Source organism: Neptuniibacter sp. QD48_55, assembly GCF_047778115.1.
Lineage (GTDB): Bacteria > Pseudomonadota > Gammaproteobacteria > Pseudomonadales > Balneatricaceae > Neptuniibacter.
Window position 1 is genome coordinate 1,043,877 of sequence record NZ_CP180555.1, and the last position, 16,516, is coordinate 1,060,392.

18 protein-coding genes are annotated in these 16,516 nt (G+C 42.8%); 9 read left to right on the plus strand and 9 right to left on the minus strand.

Annotated features, from left to right (window positions below; translation table 11 throughout):
* Positions 1-425: 425 nt before the first annotated feature.
* From ACMXYW_RS04675 to ACMXYW_RS04690, 4 genes are all read right to left on the minus strand, one after another.
* A complete protein-coding gene (locus ACMXYW_RS04675) occupies positions 426-857 on the minus strand; it encodes a hypothetical protein (protein ID WP_415905398.1) in 432 nt (143 codons plus the stop codon).
* Position 858: 1 nt separating this feature from the next.
* A complete protein-coding gene (locus tag ACMXYW_RS04680) occupies positions 859-1,119 on the minus strand; it encodes a hypothetical protein (RefSeq protein ID WP_415905399.1) in 261 nt (86 codons plus the stop codon).
* A 99-nt stretch (positions 1,120-1,218) separates the two neighbouring features.
* On the minus strand, positions 1,219-1,893 hold the full coding sequence (locus ACMXYW_RS04685; RefSeq protein ID WP_415905400.1) for a hypothetical protein: 675 nt from the start codon (positions 1,891-1,893) through the stop codon (positions 1,219-1,221).
* Positions 1,894-1,914: 21 nt separating this feature from the next.
* Positions 1,915-3,216 carry a tyrosine-type recombinase/integrase gene (locus tag ACMXYW_RS04690; RefSeq protein ID WP_415905401.1) on the minus strand — a complete coding sequence of 434 codons (1,302 nt, stop codon included), beginning with the start codon at positions 3,214-3,216 and terminating at the stop codon, positions 1,915-1,917.
* Between the two features lie 777 nt (positions 3,217-3,993).
* Between ACMXYW_RS04690 and ACMXYW_RS04695 the strand changes: the two genes are divergently transcribed.
* Together ACMXYW_RS04695 and ACMXYW_RS04700 are read left to right on the plus strand one after the other, a co-directional pair.
* On the plus strand, positions 3,994-4,398 hold the full coding sequence (locus ACMXYW_RS04695; RefSeq protein ID WP_415905402.1) for a hypothetical protein: 405 nt from the start codon (positions 3,994-3,996) through the stop codon (positions 4,396-4,398).
* 329 nt (positions 4,399-4,727) lie between these two features.
* A complete protein-coding gene (locus ACMXYW_RS04700; protein WP_415905403.1) occupies positions 4,728-6,143 on the plus strand; it encodes a xanthine/uracil/vitamin C permease in 1,416 nt (471 codons plus the stop codon).
* A gap of 78 nt (positions 6,144-6,221) precedes the next feature.
* On the opposite strand, the gene ACMXYW_RS04705 is transcribed toward ACMXYW_RS04700, so the two are convergent.
* On the minus strand, positions 6,222-7,121 hold the full coding sequence (locus ACMXYW_RS04705; protein ID WP_415905404.1) for a diguanylate cyclase domain-containing protein: 900 nt from the start codon (positions 7,119-7,121) through the stop codon (positions 6,222-6,224).
* Between the two features lie 479 nt (positions 7,122-7,600).
* The gene (locus ACMXYW_RS04710; RefSeq protein WP_415900441.1) at positions 7,601-7,816 is read right to left on the minus strand and encodes a hypothetical protein; all 216 of its coding nucleotides are present in this window, start codon (positions 7,814-7,816) and stop codon (positions 7,601-7,603) included.
* Positions 7,817-8,293: 477 nt separating this feature from the next.
* On the opposite strand from ACMXYW_RS04710, the gene ACMXYW_RS04715 reads away from it, so the two are divergent.
* Positions 8,294-8,677, plus strand: a complete 384-nt coding sequence (locus tag ACMXYW_RS04715) for a chemotaxis response regulator CheY (protein ID WP_415900442.1) — start codon at positions 8,294-8,296, stop codon at positions 8,675-8,677.
* A 36-nt stretch (positions 8,678-8,713) separates the two neighbouring features.
* On the opposite strand, the gene ACMXYW_RS04720 is transcribed toward ACMXYW_RS04715, so the two are convergent.
* Positions 8,714-8,944, minus strand: a complete 231-nt coding sequence (locus tag ACMXYW_RS04720; protein WP_415905405.1) for an EAL domain-containing protein — start codon at positions 8,942-8,944, stop codon at positions 8,714-8,716.
* A gap of 122 nt (positions 8,945-9,066) precedes the next feature.
* On the opposite strand from ACMXYW_RS04720, the gene ACMXYW_RS04725 reads away from it, so the two are divergent.
* The 6 genes from ACMXYW_RS04725 to ACMXYW_RS04750 all read left to right on the plus strand — a co-directional run bounded on the left by ACMXYW_RS04725 (position 9,067) and on the right by ACMXYW_RS04750 (position 13,823).
* Positions 9,067-9,840 (plus strand): substrate-binding periplasmic protein, encoded by a 774-nt coding sequence (locus ACMXYW_RS04725; protein ID WP_415905406.1) that lies wholly within the window; start codon positions 9,067-9,069, stop codon positions 9,838-9,840.
* Between the two features lie 268 nt (positions 9,841-10,108).
* Positions 10,109-11,332 carry an OprD family outer membrane porin gene (locus ACMXYW_RS04730; protein WP_415887377.1) on the plus strand — a complete coding sequence of 408 codons (1,224 nt, stop codon included), beginning with the start codon at positions 10,109-10,111 and terminating at the stop codon, positions 11,330-11,332.
* 243 nt (positions 11,333-11,575) lie between these two features.
* The gene (locus tag ACMXYW_RS04735) at positions 11,576-12,277 is read left to right on the plus strand and encodes a DUF1538 family protein (RefSeq protein ID WP_415898248.1); all 702 of its coding nucleotides are present in this window, start codon (positions 11,576-11,578) and stop codon (positions 12,275-12,277) included.
* Complete coding sequence (locus tag ACMXYW_RS04740) at positions 12,278-13,057, plus strand: DUF1538 domain-containing protein (RefSeq protein ID WP_415892142.1); 780 nt, start codon at positions 12,278-12,280, stop codon at positions 13,055-13,057.
* A gap of 14 nt (positions 13,058-13,071) precedes the next feature.
* Entirely contained in the window at positions 13,072-13,422 is a 351-nt protein-coding gene (locus ACMXYW_RS04745) for a P-II family nitrogen regulator (protein ID WP_415900446.1), read from the plus strand.
* A complete protein-coding gene (locus ACMXYW_RS04750; protein WP_415892140.1) occupies positions 13,419-13,823 on the plus strand; it encodes a CBS domain-containing protein in 405 nt (134 codons plus the stop codon). Before ACMXYW_RS04745 ends, ACMXYW_RS04750 begins: the two co-directional genes overlap by 4 nt.
* A 72-nt stretch (positions 13,824-13,895) precedes the next feature.
* On the opposite strand, the gene ACMXYW_RS04755 is transcribed toward ACMXYW_RS04750, so the two are convergent.
* Positions 13,896-15,251 carry a class II 3-deoxy-7-phosphoheptulonate synthase gene (locus ACMXYW_RS04755; protein WP_415905407.1) on the minus strand — a complete coding sequence of 452 codons (1,356 nt, stop codon included), beginning with the start codon at positions 15,249-15,251 and terminating at the stop codon, positions 13,896-13,898.
* A gap of 280 nt (positions 15,252-15,531) precedes the next feature.
* Positions 15,532-16,446, minus strand: coding sequence for a LysR family transcriptional regulator (locus ACMXYW_RS04760; RefSeq protein WP_415881872.1), 915 nt, complete (start codon positions 16,444-16,446; stop codon positions 15,532-15,534).
* Positions 16,447-16,516: the final 70 nt, after the last annotated feature.

The window sequence follows — 16,516 nt, forward strand, 5'->3', positions numbered from 1 at the left end:
TACTCTTGGGTAATGAAAATGCTATAGCAAACAAACTTACATGCTGTCTAATTATAATTCTCCGTTATCGTAATAATTTCTTTCACGGAATTAAGTGGGCATATCAATTTAGAGAGCAACAAGAAAACCTTGAGAGGTCGTGTTGTTTGCTTACGTGGTGCCTTGATCAATATGCGCATTAGTTATGTATTTAACTTTTACAGAAAATGAGCTGACGGAATTGAGCCCTCTAATTCAACTCTATGACTTTTTATGACTTTTCAGGATGAAGTGCGCTTTTTGGTATATATATAAAGGTGCCCGCCATACGGTGCAGTTCAAGGGGATAATGTACCGATTATAGCCCCAACAAAGGGACTATAATGGCTGAATAGAGGGCTATCAATTATTCGACAAGCCCTCATAGTGGTGTTATTGGGCCCAAATCAAGGCTGCTCTTCTTTGAAAGACCTTAGTGGGGTAGTGGTAGGCCTTAGTGAGTGTTTACCGTTACAGTCATCCACAGGCTGCCAAGTAATAGCGTATAGTGATGGGCCAATGCCAAACCCTCCTGCTTTTGTCTCAACAATCCACTCTTTTTCCAGAAGTTCTTTCTTTGCTTTGGATAATTGAGAATTAGATGTCCAATTTCTTTTTTTAAGTATCGAGCGCGCGCAATGAAGATCGCCGTTATTGTATCCATTGTATTGTGCACCTATGTCCACTAAAAGCTTGATAGCAGCAGGCGAAAGAGTGTAAAAATCTTGAGCATTCAGCATTACAGCTGGGAACTTAAAATAGCCTTTATGTCTTATGGCATTGGACTTAGGTGAGTTTTTATTGATGCGCTTTCTTATATTACGATCAGAAGTGCCCATGTTAATTCCCGTCTGTTTCAGCGGCAGAAGCCAAGTTAGTGTTTTTTTCTACATCATCTGAAAATTGGTGAGTGAACGTCTGTTTTGGAAATTGGCGTAACCACTTAATCAGATCGTTTTCGGAGTAAAAAACAGAGTGGCCTTGTTTTTGATAGGGGGGAGCTTTAACTCCAGCTAGAAGACCATCCATACGTGATTTTCTGAGCGTAAATTCAGCATACCCTAAGAAAAAAGCAGCTTCATTTGATGTATAACGTTTCAATTTATATCTCCAAGTAGTTCTTTGTTGATTGATTGGAGATATGAAAACATGCCCTATTCCCGGAATAGGGCGATTTGGGATTTCCCAATTCCTTGGGAGCTAGTGCTTGATGTGGGATTTTGGGTTAGAAGAGCTATCTAACAAAGTTAGTAGTTCTTTTCTCCATTCACTATAACGATTCTGTAATGATTTGGGTTTTCTTTGGGCACAAAGCTTACCAGTGACCGGATTTGCGTACTCAATGTATTCGTCAGTGATTTCAAGGCATAATTCTGAATACGCCATGTCATGCTGTGCAGTCTTCAATTTCCTCATCAAAGTCTTAAAATCTGGTAGTTTGCCATGATCTTCAAAGTACTTAGTAGAAATATCGAAAACCAGTTTTTTTAGTGGATGACTGTTGGTCTTTATTGCTAGCTTTTTTTTAGGATTTACCGGAGGTAAGGTGATACTGTCATCATTAGAAATAGCACGCTTTACGTCCGTTAGAATATTCGGCTGATGACTTAGTAATCTGTTCTCAATATCGTATAGCTTCTCATGTTTTTTTATCAGCTCGTTAATAGATCTAGCTTGCATAGACTCTAGTTCTGCGTAGAAACCAAGATCGCGTGCAATTTCATCAGCGGGTAGACCATAAGATAGGCTTATTTGAAGAAGACTAGTCCGATCGATTGAGTTCGGGGCGTCATTGTTTCTGTCCTGCTTGCATCCTTGCCCGGTATCTTCAGTTGGTTCGAAAAACATTCGAAGATAAGACTTATCAAGCGACATTTAAACGTCTCCAGTAATTATTTACGTTGGTTGTGAGAATTGTTCGCCCAGAGCATCGACGTATGCTTTTGAACGGTCAGGATTGAGGTGGCCATAGTGGGCTATCGTAGTTTGTATATTTGTATGTCCCATGAGCTTTGAAACAGTTAAGAGATCTGCACCAGATAAAATAAGCTGGGAGGCAAAATTGTGTCTCAGGGTATACAAGTCAAGTTCATCAGGCAGGTTTGATACTTTTTTGATTGCCTTCCAAGGTTTTTGGAGGGCCCCTTTGGTCAGGCGTCCGCCTGTTCTAAGGCTTGGAAAAACGTATCCTGTTACTGGCTCAGCGTTTTCAAAATGCCAGACCTTTAGCACTTTTTGTAATTGAGAAGAAATAGGGAAGTGCATAGGACTGGAAGCCTGATGAGCTGTTTTTTCAATAACCTTCGTTATTCTTCCGGTCTGCAAACATATATGTTCCCAGCGAAGCCCGTTAAGATCGCCGGGGCGAAAGCCTGTGTAAAACATTGTAAGTAACCAGGGAGCAACATGGTCAACATATTGAACTTCGGATAAGTCCGGGAGGTGCTTCTTGCCATGTTGTATGCTGCGAAGGCGCATCTGCCTCTTTTCACTCTGATAAGCAGCTATTCCTGCGAAAAGGGCTTTGATTTCATCATCTGAAAGGTAACGTCGGTTTTGAGATGAAGATAACAACTCTAATTCACGCATATACGGTTTATCGAGTTGTACTTTGGATAGTGGGTTTTGTTCAATAATATCCAGTTTTACAGCGTGGTTTAGACAAGTTTTCAAAGCACCAAATGTGCGTTGCAGAGTCGCAAATTGTAAGCCTTCTGTTTCTTTTTTAGATTGCCAGTGCCTAACATCAGTTGGAGTAAGCTGATGTATGTCGCTTTTTCGCCATGGTTCAAAGTGTTTGTTGAGAATTGCGAGTGTACTGGTACCGGATTTCTTTCTCTTTTGGTACTCTGCATAAGGACCATCAAGAAATGCACCGAGCTTTTTAAACTTACTACTTGCTGCTATTTCACGGTTTGCTGATCTAATTGCGAGTACGTCAATACCATTGCTGATTTCACCAATTGCTTTCTTCGCAATCATACGGGCTTCTTGAGCTGAGAGAGCTGGATACTTGCCCAATGTGATCGTTCTTTGTTTACCTTCTTCGTTCCTGTACTTGAATCTGTACGATGTACATGTCCCTAGTCTTATTGCATAAAAGCCTTTTAGCTCTATATCCCATAGCTCCGAGCGCAGGGTGTTACTTGAGTGGAATGCACTAATGCTTTTGTTAGTGATTTTGGCTGACTTGTTCATTTCTTGCTCGACTAGGCTTTTTTACAGGCTATACACAAGAAGAAACAAAAGCAAACAATTTTAATTGTAACTTATTGATAAATAAGGTTAAAAATCGCAATAAAGGTGTGATTTTATTTAGTTGGATCCCGCATGAATTCTGACGCCTAGCCTTTATAGCATTGCAGAAAAGTTGGGAAATATGTAAAAAATGGCAAAGCAATCGTGATTGTTTACAGTATTATTAATATCAATGGAGCGATGCTTGGTAACAGACGAATAGGTTAAATGATTAGTTGGGAAGCATATATTTTGTGTGACCACAATGTGACTAATTCAAATCAATAAGTAGAAACATAGATAAACTTTTTCTATATGGATTTGTTGTTAATGTATTGATTTTAAAATACTTCTTGTTTTTGTTTGTTTTTCTTTGTTGTATTTAATCTACCTTGACATGGTAGAGGTCGGCAGTTCGAATCTGCCTAGTCCTACCAGACTTAAGAAACCACCTAAAGGTGGTTTTTTTGTGTCTGGAGGACGGCAGATGAAAACTGCCGAAGGCAGTCGAGCCGAGCGAAGCAAGACCACATCTGAGCCTGCGACGATAGCCCCGCAGGGGAAGGAGCGCAGCGACGTATAATCTGCTTAGTCCTACCAAGATTTAAAGAAGCCTGCACTTGTTGCGGGCTTTTTGCATTTTACGGCATACCATCCTTGAGCGAGCTCATAAATCCGTTGTTGCAACCCTGTCTATAATGATTGAGATAGTGAATTAGATATTAAGCGAGCTGAAGTATGGGTTATAACCCGCATGGTCATTACGAGTTATGGGTTGAAGGCACGACTTTATTTGCCAAAGTAAGCGGCTCATGGAATATGGAATGTGCGCAGGAGTTTGAAAAGGAATTTATGGCATTAGCGCAGCACTTTTCAGGTGGATGGGGGCATATTGTTTGCCTAAATGACTGGGAGTTAGGAACCTTAGAGGTTTCGGAAGTCATTGAGCGGTTAGTCGAGTGGTGTATCGTAAATGGCCTTGAAAGAGCTGCGAATGTATATCAGCCTTCTGCCCTGAAACATGCTGTTATAAATAAGATGATTGTTTCTGAGCAGGATGGTTTTGTGCGTGCTGCTTTTGACAACTTACAAGATGCTGCTGACTGGCTGACCGAAGAGGGGTTTCCTACAGCTATAGAGTAAGTTTTTGATATTAATTTGTGCCCCTTTCTAAGACAGATATTCAATCTTTATTGTTTTGCATCGCCAAAAAAAAGCCGAATATTCCCGTATTCTCCCTGCCTTTTTACCCGAAAATTAAAGATCTGTATGTATTTGTAACCTTTTGCAACATTCTGTTTTTATTTGTAATGCTTTGTTTTAATTGGGGAAAACCCTAATACTTTAGGGGTGTTTTTTTACTAAAGTAGAATACTCTAATGTCGCTTACTGCGTTGCAGCAAATTATGGTGGCTCCACCTAGGTCAGGATGAACGTTTTCTGATCAAAATTAACGCAGCAAGGTGGATAAAATGGCACTGATAAAAAGAAGTCATGGAGCTGAGCATCCTTATTGGGGGTTCGGGCCATTCAAAATTCGATTACCGCTTGTGCATTACCGTTTGGAGACCCCGGAGATTATTCAGGGCTTGGTGATGTTCGTTGTAGGTTTGGCAATGATTCCATTACTGGAGAAGTATTTGGGTATGCCGTATGAAGCTGCCCTTGCTTTCACGTTTATTGCTGGCCTTGGTTATATTCTTCCTGCCTTACTGGGTGTACCTCTGGTTCCGGGCTGGATTACGCCGGCGATTCCTGTCGTTATTCTTTACCTCAATGGTTTTGAGCCTGGTCCTGAAGCGATCAAAGCGATGTTCGCTTTGCAGATTGAGGTCACACTGATCTTCCTTATCTTAGGGGCAACTGGTTGGGGCTCTAAGTTGGTGAATGTCATTCCTAACTCCCTTAAAGCCGGGATTATCATTGGGGCAGGTATTGCCGCGATGATGGGTGAACTTAAGGTGGGTGGTCGAATTGATGCGACACCAGTTTCTCTTATCGTCGGTTCTATTATTTCTGCTTATGTGTTGTTCTCGCTATCGTTTAAAAACGTGATTGATTCCAATCCATTAGCCAAGAAAATTGCAAACTTCGGCATGGTGCCGGGTATGTTGATTGCGATGGTTGTGGGTTGGTCTGTGGGTGAATATCCGCTGCCAGCAATTGAGTGGGGCATCACTCAACCCGATTTTGCTTTGATGGCTGAGTATCTTGTCTTTGCGGTTGGTTTCCCTGATGTAGATGTTTTCTTATTAGCTATTCCGACAGCCATTATTGCTTACGTAATCGCTTTTGGTGACATCATTGTTGGTTTTACCTTGGTAGATCGTGTTGACCATATTCGTGACGATGAGAAGATCGAATCTAGCGTAGACCGCGTTCACTTAGTAACTGCGATCCGTAACGGTATTCACGCTTTCTTTGCACCGTGGCCGGGTTTGGCAGGGCCTTTATGGACTGCTGCACACGCGACAGTTGCTGAGCGTTATGCGATGGGCCGTAAAGCGATGGATTCTATCTACAGTGGTGGTGGTACGTTCTGGATCACGGGTTTGGTTGCGCTGTTTATCTTACCTCTAGTGACTCTGTTTAAGCCTGTATTGCCAATCGCACTGTCGCTAACGTTGGTGCTGACGGCTTATATCTGCATCATGGTAGGTATGGAGCAGTTGAAGAACCCTACTGAGCGTGGTGTTGCGGGTATTGTTGCGGTAACACTAGCGATGCCTGATCCAAAATCTACAGTGTATGCGGTAGGTATTGGCTTGATTTTGTACTTCTTGATTGAGCGTCCGAAACTGATGGGTAAGCACAATCCGGGAGACGAGGTCATATTTGCTGATGGTGATGATTCTCAGCCTAAACAAAAGGAAAAAGAGATAGCGTAAACCATATAGGTTTTAGAGCCCGATCAGTTGATCGGGCTTTTGATTATAAATCATTTTAATAAATTGAATCTTAATGGCCTAAGCTACTTGGAGCTGATTCCTTCCTAGCTTCTTTGCTCTGTAAAGCGCTGTATCAGCTGTTTTTAATAAAGGGATGATCTCAGAGCCATGTTGGGGGTAAAAAGCAATACCGGCGCTCGCGCTAAGATTGATGGCTTGTGATTCTATACGATAGGTGTTGTTTAGGGTCTCAATGCTTCGTTGGATTGAGGATATAGCCTCTTCCATTGACTTAATATCCTCTAAAACAACGACGAATTCATCGCCTCCTATACGTGCAACTGTATCCGAACTACGGCATGAGTTTACAAGCCTTTCAGCCATTAATCTCAAAACTGAATCGCCAATATGATGACCGTATGTGTCATTTACAGGCTTGAATTCATCTAAATCGATAATAGCTACCCCGATTAGTTGCTTATTTGCTTGAGCTTTTTCAATAGCTTCTTCTAATCGTTGTTCTAGTCGCGAACGATTGGCCACTTGGGTTAGATGATCTAAGCGCGATAGCCGTAGAATTTCCTGCTCTGCTTCCTTCCGCTCTGTAATATCAGTGGCCACTAATCCGGTTGCAAATAAGTTTCCTTCAGAATCAGAGATAGGGAATTTAATTGAAAGGTAGTCACGAATTTTTCCATCTACCGGTGCTTTTTCTTCAACGGTAATGACTTTGTTTTTCTCGATAACTTCTAAATCAGCTTGTCTAAAAGCCGTGGCAATATCTTGCGGGAATAATTCGTGATCGGTTTTTCCGCAGAAGCTCTGCTTTTCTTGGTGGAATAAACGTGAATATTCCTGATTTACATAGAGATAACGTCCATCTAAATCTTTCGCACCAATAACTGCCGAAGCGTTATCTGCAATCGCTTCAAACAGGTTTAGTCGTTGTTGTAATTGTTCTAATTCAGATTTTTCCACGTTCTACCTATATCCCTTGAGCCTTAGGTAAGCCTAGTAGTTGTTTTTCTTGAATGAAAGTTCGTAATTCTCTTTGCTCTTATAAACTGCAGCTAGACTCGGAAATTAGCTCCATATTTCCCGTCGACATCAACCTAGGTAGATAAATCACCCTTACCTTGAGAGCGGGATGACTTATTCCATAGTTAAGAATTTTTTCACATGCGTAACGTGCGAACTTTTTATCCTCGGGTCTTTGTCTTAGTAATCCAATCAATAGCGTATAGGGCGACTCCCATCTGGCTTGACCAACGAGAGGTTCGGATCCGCTTGTAAAGATATTTACTATTGATTGGTGATGTACGCTGTATTGGGCATTTGCGTAATTGAAAGTGAAAGAAAGGCTCAATACAAAAACGATAAAAATTTTATTGATCATGACACTAGAAATGCATAAAGGCGTTATTGATTTTGATAAGTACGATGTAGCCGCGGCTTCTTTAACTCACTGTAATGCCGTAGCAATCTTTAAATGAGCTCTCTGACATGTGGCCCAAATAACTGAACGATACTAGTGGGCTACTAGCAGGTGCTTTAGCTTGATCTCTCGCATCTTTTACTGCTGTATTGCTCGTACCATCTTCAGCAAGGCGTGCTTGATAGATTACTGTTTGGGTATATCCATTTTGAAAAGAATAACGGTACCAATGTTTCATAGTGAGTTCTTTAACCTGAGATTTGAGTGTTAATCAGAGTTCACCTTTGATAAAGATGCTCTATTAAAATCTGTCCGGACGAAACCTGTGAGATTTCGTGGAAATTACAGTCTTGCTTGTGACAAAGCTGCATTAATCTATGGTGTACATAGTACGGAAGAATATTTTTACCTTGTAGGTAAAAATAGGTCAAATTTGTTTATATTTGTGTTTCAACTAACTACAAATCAATGGGTTATGGTTTTTTGTGTGTTTGAATTTTTGGTTAAAATATAGGTAAAATTTTAATCAAAATTTAGTTGTAATCCTCTCTAAAGATATTATTCTCCCTCGCCTAAATTCTCGTATCGTTTTGACCTACTGAGTTGGTCGTATGAGCCAAGGAATAAGCCTGAGTCGTATAGGACTTGTTCGTAGGCTCCTTAAGCTAATGACGTGTGTTGAGAGGGTGTTATCAGATTAGGTAAGAAAATTTCTGTGCAAAAAAATATCAAAATTCTAGTGGTTGATGATTTTTCCACGATGCGCCGGATCATTAGGCAGTTGCTGGGGCAAATCGGTTTTCATAATATTGTTGAAGCCGAGGATGGAGTGAAAGCTCTAAATATTCTGAAAGGGGGTAATATTGATTTTGTACTGACCGATTGGAATATGCCTCATATGTCGGGCTTGGAACTATTGAAAGAAATCCGCCAAGCACCCCAATTATCAAAGATACCAGTGCTAATGGTGACCGCTGAATCGAAGAGAGAGCAGATAACGGCGGCTGCGATGGCTGGTGTGAATGGCTACATCATTAAGCCTTTCTCGGCGGTCACCTTGCAAGAAAAGGTCAACAAGGTTTTTGAAAGGTTACAGTAACTCATTTATATCATCACTGCTTTATGCTGGGTCGCTCTACTTAGTTACATCTCTATGGATGAGTTGTGTTACATCTTTTAATGGTAAGGGGCGCGAAGAATAATAACCTTGGATATATTCACAGTTTTGATCTTGTAACCATTTAAGCTGATCCAAGGTTTCTACCCCTTCTGCGACAACAGACAGCTTTAGGCCTTGGGCCATTTTTATGATGGAATACGAAATACATCGATCACCTTCATCGTTAGGTAAACCATTAAAAAACATTGATTGATCTCTATTAAGCAAAATAAATGATATAGCTAATATACTCCCTAAGTTGGCTTATATATGAAGCTTTCTGTAGTTATAATCATTTGATCTAGATATATGTCTTTTCTGGTAGTCTTATGTCTCTCATTTTTAGGTATTTGCTCTCTGCTTTCTTGTTGCTTAATGCATCTGTAGGTTTTTCTGCAGATAAAATCGTGATCGCTGCAGATCGTTGGTGTCCTTTTAACTGTGAAGCTAACGCGCCTTTACCCGGTTTTATGATTGAGGTGGCTACTCAGGTTTTTGCAGAGAAGGGGATAGAGGTTCAGTACATAGAGATGAACTGGTCTCGTGCTATTCAGGAAGCGAAGAAAGGACATATCAATGCAGTAGTCGGCGCCTTTAAAGGCGATGTGCCGGGGTTTGTTCTACCTGAGCAAGAGTTGGCAATTTTGGGTAATACCTTTTTTGTACATAAAGATTCGAATTGGCAGTATCAAGGGGTCGAATCGCTTCAAGGCCATCAACTAGCTGCTATTAGTGGTTACGATTATGGCGATGAATTGCGGGATTATATTCAGAATAATAGCTCCGATAGTGTGACTATGTTAGGAAGCGAGCAGCCCCTTCATCGAGGTATACAGATGCTTTCTTTAAAGCGGATCGATATGCTGGTCGAAGCTGAACCTGTTTTTTGGTACACCGCGAATCTACTAAATAAGGCTGATCAATTTAAAGTCGCGGGTAGTGCAAAGGAATTTGAAAAGTCCTACATCGCTTTTTCTCCGGTTATAGATGAGTCTCAGGAATACGCTCAGATTCTTTCCGATGGAATAGAGCGATTACGCAAGAGCAGTCAGTTACAGGAAATACTTTCGAAATATGGTATGACTGATTGGCGAGAAGAATAGTTAGATGCGCTTTGAAAGCGTTATATGATGCTGCGAAGGACTGTAAAAGTTAGAAAAAGTTCCACCCTTCATGGTGTATTAACCTAAAAAACACCAGCGAAAATGATATTAAAATGACGAAAATTGTCATTTTTGATGGATTCCTCTGCGAACGTACCAGTTTTGAGCGTTAAACCCTGCAAACCTGAAAATTACAAAGAAAAATCCTGCCTTTATTTTCTTAAAATAGCCACCTTCGCAAATAATAACTCAGGTTTGTTACATTATTATGTTTCAGAAAAAACTAAGCGTAGCGGCTCTGGCATTCGGTGCAGTAGCTAGCGGCTCCAGCATCGCGGCTGAAGCGCAAAATGACGGTTTTAAAGTTGATTTAGGTTTACGTACTTTCTACATGAACCGTGATTTTGATCAGGGTATCCCAGACACTATTGCTGCTGGTCAAGCGTTCAAACTAGACGTTGCTTCTCCATACTTTGGTGGCTTCGTTGGTTTTGATGCAACTGTTACTGAAGTTGTAGCTTTAGAAGACGACAAGACAGTTAACACTTCTGACGTGTTGGCGACTGGCGGTAAAGGCTACACTGCGGTTGAGAATCTATATGTTAAACTGAAACCTCTGGATAATGTAAACATCCGTGCAGGTCGCATGGTAATGATGACGCCACTACTGAACGATCTTCAGTCTCGTCTTTCTGCACCAAGCACACAAGCTATCTACGGTGACATCGCTCTAGACAACCTGAGCCTATATGCATTCTACTCTGACGAAGCTTCTCGCAACACTGACGAAGGTTTCCAGAAGTATGAAGCGAACGGTGAAGACTACGACATCACTTCCGTAGGTGGTACTTACAAATTTGCTAACGGTGCGAGCATTGAAGTTCAGCACGCTGTTGCAGACGATTACAAGAAGCAGTCTTGGTTCAACGTAGCTTACCCAACTAAGATGGGTGAGTACGATGTAACACTAGACGCGCGCCACATGCGTGGTTCTGACGACGGTATCCTGTTGGCTGATTACGACAGTAACCTAACTAGCTTGACTGCTCGTTTCGCTAAAGGTGACTGGGCGTACACTGTGAACTACCAGACTGTTGGTGGTGACGATGGTTACAACATCAAGTGGGACGGCAGCGGCACTGAGCGTAACGATGACTCTCAGTACTTTACTTATGGTGCGGTTCAGCTACTAGACTTCGATGCTGATGATGAGCAATCTCTACAGTTCCGTGTAGATTACGATATGCCATCTCTTCCAGGTCTTCATCTAATGGCGCGTCACACTCAGTCTTGGGATGTTGACTACGCTGGTGGTACAGACGGTAAGCGTCATGAAACTAACTTCGACGCTAAATACACTGTACAAAGTGGTAAAGCGAAAGATCTAAGCGTACAGCTTCGCGTATCTCACGTGAACGGTGACGTAATTCAGGGTATTGGTCGTGTAAACGATATCCGTTTGATCTTGGATTACCCAATCAATCTTCTTTAAGCATTTTCCCGCTTGAGAACGCAGGGGCCTTAGGGCCCCTGTTTTTTTCTATCTTTTAATGCTATTTAATAGGTCCTTCAACTAGTTTTATATTTTGTTCTGTTAACTAGGACATTCTTATCCCGTGTTTTGATTTAGATCCTTTACACTGACCCCTATACCTCGTAATTTAGATATTATTAATCCTTAATATTCAAGGGGATAACTAAGTTGCACGCAGGTGTTCTTGCTTTAGGTCGATCCATGTTAGGTAGCTTGAGAGATTTGGCGCCTATTGTCTTAGTGATCGCATTTTTCCAAATTGTGGTATTGCAGCAGTCGGTTCCAGATTTCTTTGGTTTGGTCACGGGTTTGTTATGTGTTGTCGCGGGCTTAACTTTCTTTATCTATGGCCTAGAAATGGGGCTTTTCCCAATAGGGGAGAGCATGGCGCATGCTTTTGCACGCAAAGGCAGTGTGTTTTGGCTGTTAGCTTTTGCCTTTTGTCTAGGGTTTGGCACCACTGTGGCGGAGCCCGCGCTCATTGCTGTAGCAGCGGAGGCGGCGAAGGTTGCTGCCACGGGCGGGATGATTGACGCGACTGAGCAATCTCAGCTTAGCTACGCTTCTGGTCTTCGTTATACAGTCGCTTTTTCTGTTGGTTTAGCCATTGTTTTGGGGGTGTTACGTATCCTTAAAGGCTGGTCGATTCAATATATGATTATTGCGGGTTATATGCTCGTAGTGATTATGACCGCTTTTGCGCCGCGTGAAATCATCGGGATAGCCTATGATTCTGGTGGCGTGACTACCTCTACAATTACAGTTCCTTTAGTGACAGCATTAGGTGTCGGTTTGGCTTCATCTATTGAGGGGAGAAACCCAATGATAGATGGTTTCGGTTTGATCGCCTTTGCTTCGTTAACACCCATGATCTTTGTTATGGCTTATGGGATGGTGATCTAAATGGAACTGTTGTCGCAATTTATCGAGATTACCCTGACTACAATTAAAGATGTGATTCCAATTGCAGTCATTATCTTTGGTTTTCAGATTGCTGTAATTCGACGGCGTATTGCGAACCTGCGTAAGGTGTTGATTGGTTTTGCTTATGTAATTGTTGGTTTGGCCTTGTTCCTGTTGGGGTTAGAAAAAGCTTTATTTCCAATAGGGCGCTTAATGGCTGAGCAGTTGACCGATCCAGAGTTTATACGTAGCTGGAGTGGTTCGGTTGCAGACGCCTTGCAATGGCAAGATTACTTCTGGGTGTATATCTTTGCCTTCGCGATTGGAGCGAGTACCACCATTGCTGAGCCTTCTCTGATTGCAGTGGCCATTAAAGCGAATGAGGTTTCCGGTGGTGCAATTGGTGTCTGGGGGCTGCGCATAGCGGTTGCTATAGGCGTTGCTGTCGGTATCTCTTTGGGCACTTGGCGAATTGTTACAGGCTACCCTATTCACTGGTTTATTATCGCAGGTTATATCGTTGTTGTTATCCAGACCTGCTTTGCACCCAAGATGATTGTGCCTTTGGCCTATGACTCGGGTGGGGTCACAACGTCGACGGTAACGGTGCCCCTTGTGGCGGCTCTGGGGCTTGGTTTGGCTGAAACAGTTCCTGGCCGAAGTGCTCTGATTGATGGTTTTGGTTTAATTGCCTTTGCTAGTTTATTCCCAATGATAACGGTAATGGCGTACGCACAAATTTCTGAATTTCGCACTAAACGTGCGAGAGCAACTGGCTGACAAAAGAGGCAGATATGCATTTCAAACTGTTAGTAGTGTTTGTAGAAGATTCAAAAACTGATGATGTAATGAAAGCTGCGCGTGAAGCGGGGGCTACTGGCGCAACAGTTATCAATAATGCGCGTGGCGAAGGGATTGATAAATCAACTACCTTCTTCGGCTTAACCTTGGAAACTCAGCGTGATGTTTTACTTTTTATTGTGGAAGAGCATCTCAGCAGAAAAATCTTAGAAACCATATCAGAAGTGGGCGAGCTTGATGAAAAGCCTGGGCGTGGTATCGCAATTCAGCTTGATGTCGAAGATGCTGTTGGGATATCTCATCAAGTTGCCAAATTAGCCAATATTGTGGAGGAAGAGCTATGACTACACAGCGTAAAGTTGTAAGGACCTGCGATGTTATGACTGATGAGTTCGCTATGGTTGATGGCTTAATGACAGTCAGTGAGGCATTGAAAATCTTCCAAGAGCAAGATGCGCGTGTATTGATCATCAATAAGCGTAACGATGACGATGAATTTGGTTTGTTATTACTGTCGGATATAGCAAAGAAAGTCGTTGCGAAAGATCGCTCTCCTGAGCGTGTGAATGTTTACGAAGTGATGGCGAAGCCCGTTATCTCCGTTGACCCTCATATGGACATTCGTTACTGCACGCGTTTGTTTGAAAACTTTGGTTTAGCCCATGCGCCAGTGATTGATAAAGGCCGTGTTCTAGGCGTAGTAAGTTATCGCAGTATTGTGCTGAAAGGGTTGTTGGAAAATTAAACCTTCTAACCCGTGAGATAGTAAAAAGCCCGTCATTTATTGGACGGGCTTTTTTGTTCATCAGAGGCCAGATTAAGCTCTGGCTGCTTTTAAGGTATCAGCAATTAAGAAGGCGAGTTCTAATGCTTGCTCGCCGTTTAAGCGTGGGTCGCAATGGGTATGGTAGCGATCCCCTAAATCTTGTTCACTAATCATGTAAGCGCCGCCAATGCATTCTGTCACATTCTGGCCGGTCATTTCGAAGTGTACGCCACCGGCGTGAGTGCCTTCTGCTTTGTGAACTTCGAAGAAGCCTTTCATTTCACGAAGAATGGAGTCAACGCTACGAGTTTTATAACCGCTTGAAGCTTTGATTGTATTGCCATGCATTGGGTCAGAGCTCCAAATGACTTGCTGACCAGAAGCTTTTACGGCACGTACAAGGCTAGGTAGGCATTCTGTGATCTTATCTGCGCCCATGCGGGCAATCAGCGTAATACGACCTGCTTCGTTTTCTGGGTTTAGCGTTTCTAGAAGCTTTTCTAGATCTTCAATTTGGGTGCTTGGGCCGACTTTAACGCCAATTGGGTTTTTAACACCACGAAGGAACTCTACATGGGCATGATCTGGCTGGCGTGTACGATCGCCAATCCATAGCATGTGTGCAGAACAGTCATACCAGTTGCCCGATAGGCTATCTTGGCGAGTTAGTGCTTCTTCATAGCCAAGCAATAGGGCTTCATGAGATGTGTATAGGGATGTTTCATGAAGTTGAGGCGTGTTTTGTGCCGTAATACCGCAAGCTTCCATGAAGCGCATAGTTTGATCGATCTGATCCGCTAAATCTTGGTACTTGTTACTCAGCGGACTATTAGTCACAAAGCTTTGGTTCCAAGCGTGGACTTGTTGGAGATCAGCAAAGCCGCCACGAGAAAAAGCGCGAAGCAAATTCAGTGTGGATGCTGCTTGATGGTAAGCAGTTACTAGGCGTTCAGGATCTGCCTGTCTAGCGGATTCAGTGAATTCAATACCGTTGACTATATCGCCACGGTAACTAGGCAGTTCAATACCGTTAGCTGATTCCATATCGCTAGATCGTGGTTTCGCATATTGTCCTGCGATACGTCCAACCTTAACAACAGGGCAGCTAGCAGAGAAGGTCATAACAATGGCCATCTGCATCAAAACTTTGAACGTATCTCGGATTTTGTCGGCGTTGAATTCGCTGAAGCTCTCTGCGCAATCACCGCCTTGAAGCAGAAATGCTTTGCCTTGCGCTACTTGTGCTAGATCGGTTTTTAGTTGATTGATCTCACCAGCAAATACCAATGGTGGCATTTGGGATAGGGTGTTTTCGGCTTTGTTTAGCGCAGCTGCATCAGGGTATTGTGGCTGCTGAACAATGGGTTTATCTCTCCAGCTTGAAGGAGTCCAAATCTTTGTAGTCATGTGTCTTTCCTGCTTCCTTACAGCACTTATAGGTGTTTTGGGCTGTAGGGCGAATAATCTGGGTAAATGGGCAAGTAATGCTTGCTGAAACTAAAGATGTGATACGGCCTGTCAGTTATGTGCAGGTAGCACTAAACCCACAGACCTAGATAAAGTAGGACTGAGAATAAAAGGCAAGAGCAGACGTGTCTGCTGATAGTTGTTTTAGGAAACTCGCAGGTGCGTTATTCACTGTAAAACTTCGTGTATTCTCAAAATGTTTCGATCAGTATAAAGGGAATTAAGCTGTCTTTATACCCGTTAGATTACGGAAGGATACATCTTTTGCGGTGTTAAGGAAATCCACCATAAACTCGGCGTCTTTTTGATCTTCACGGATCGCGGCGTAAAGCGTACACCAAACACCTTTTTCGCCTAAAGGTTTGGATACGATGTAATCTCGCTGAATATACTCGTGCATAGCCCAGTTGGGTAGGGCGGCTACACCGCGACCGCTAGCAATCAACTGCATCATCATGACAGTTAATTCTGCTGTGCGTATTGCGGCAGGCTCAACACCAGCTTCATCTAGGAAGTGGTTAAAGATATCTAAGCGTTGAGGCTCTACAGGATAGGTAATCAACGTTTCTTGAGCGATATCCTCTGGGTGGATAAAGCGTCGTGCCATTAAACGATGCTGCTTACTGATCGCCAAACGCGATTCGTAAGTGAACAGCGGTATGTAAGCTATACCATTACGTGGCTCAGGGTCCGCTGTAATCACTAAATCTAAATCACCGCGAGCCAAGGCTGGTAGCGGTTGAAAGCTAAAGCCGCTTGAAAGGTCTAGTTCTACTTCTGGCCAATGCTGACGGAAGTGGTCGATTGTTGGCATTAGCCAATCGAAACAGCTATGGCATTCAATGCACAGGTTTAAACGCCCAGCTTCGCCGCCTGCCAATCGTCCTATGTCGCGTTCGGTATTACGTATCATCGGGAGTATTTCATCCGCTAGTGTAAGTAGGCGCTGGCCTGCACTAGTGAAGCAAATAGGCTTAGTTTTACGGATAAACAGAGAGCAATTTAGGCGATCTTCGAGGTCTTTGATCTGATGGGAAAGAGCTGATTGAGTCAAATGGACGCGTTCTGCTGCTTCGACCAAGCTGCCTGCATCTCTTAAGGCAGATAGTGTTTTCAGGTGGCGCAGTTCAATCATCGATTCCTTCTCCGTTCAGGCTCATTTAACCACGGTAATAGGCAGTATAGTACGCTCGAGCGATAAAGAG

Excerpts from the sequence above, each read along its gene's own strand:
- ACMXYW_RS04675 (WP_415905398.1), bottom strand. The coding sequence starts at position 857 with ATGGGCACTTCTGATCGTAATATAAGAAAGCGCATCAATAAAAACTCA.
- ACMXYW_RS04685 (WP_415905400.1), bottom strand. The coding sequence starts at position 1,893 with ATGTCGCTTGATAAGTCTTATCTTCGAATGTTTTTCGAACCAACTGAA.
- ACMXYW_RS04690 (WP_415905401.1), bottom strand. The coding sequence starts at position 3,216 with ATGAACAAGTCAGCCAAAATCACTAACAAAAGCATTAGTGCATTCCAC.
- ACMXYW_RS04695 (WP_415905402.1), top strand. The coding sequence starts at position 3,994 with ATGGGTTATAACCCGCATGGTCATTACGAGTTATGGGTTGAAGGCACG.
- ACMXYW_RS04700 (WP_415905403.1), top strand. The coding sequence starts at position 4,728 with ATGGCACTGATAAAAAGAAGTCATGGAGCTGAGCATCCTTATTGGGGG.
- ACMXYW_RS04710 (WP_415900441.1), bottom strand. The coding sequence starts at position 7,816 with ATGAAACATTGGTACCGTTATTCTTTTCAAAATGGATATACCCAAACA.
- ACMXYW_RS04720 (WP_415905405.1), bottom strand. The coding sequence starts at position 8,944 with ATGTTTTTTAATGGTTTACCTAACGATGAAGGTGATCGATGTATTTCG.
- ACMXYW_RS04725 (WP_415905406.1), top strand. The coding sequence starts at position 9,067 with ATGTCTCTCATTTTTAGGTATTTGCTCTCTGCTTTCTTGTTGCTTAAT.
- ACMXYW_RS04730 (WP_415887377.1), top strand. The coding sequence starts at position 10,109 with ATGTTTCAGAAAAAACTAAGCGTAGCGGCTCTGGCATTCGGTGCAGTA.
- ACMXYW_RS04735 (WP_415898248.1), top strand. The coding sequence starts at position 11,576 with ATGTTAGGTAGCTTGAGAGATTTGGCGCCTATTGTCTTAGTGATCGCA.
- ACMXYW_RS04740 (WP_415892142.1), top strand. The coding sequence starts at position 12,278 with ATGGAACTGTTGTCGCAATTTATCGAGATTACCCTGACTACAATTAAA.
- ACMXYW_RS04745 (WP_415900446.1), top strand. The coding sequence starts at position 13,072 with ATGCATTTCAAACTGTTAGTAGTGTTTGTAGAAGATTCAAAAACTGAT.
- ACMXYW_RS04750 (WP_415892140.1), top strand. The coding sequence starts at position 13,419 with ATGACTACACAGCGTAAAGTTGTAAGGACCTGCGATGTTATGACTGAT.
- ACMXYW_RS04755 (WP_415905407.1), bottom strand. The coding sequence starts at position 15,251 with ATGACTACAAAGATTTGGACTCCTTCAAGCTGGAGAGATAAACCCATT.
- ACMXYW_RS04760 (WP_415881872.1), bottom strand. The coding sequence starts at position 16,446 with ATGATTGAACTGCGCCACCTGAAAACACTATCTGCCTTAAGAGATGCA.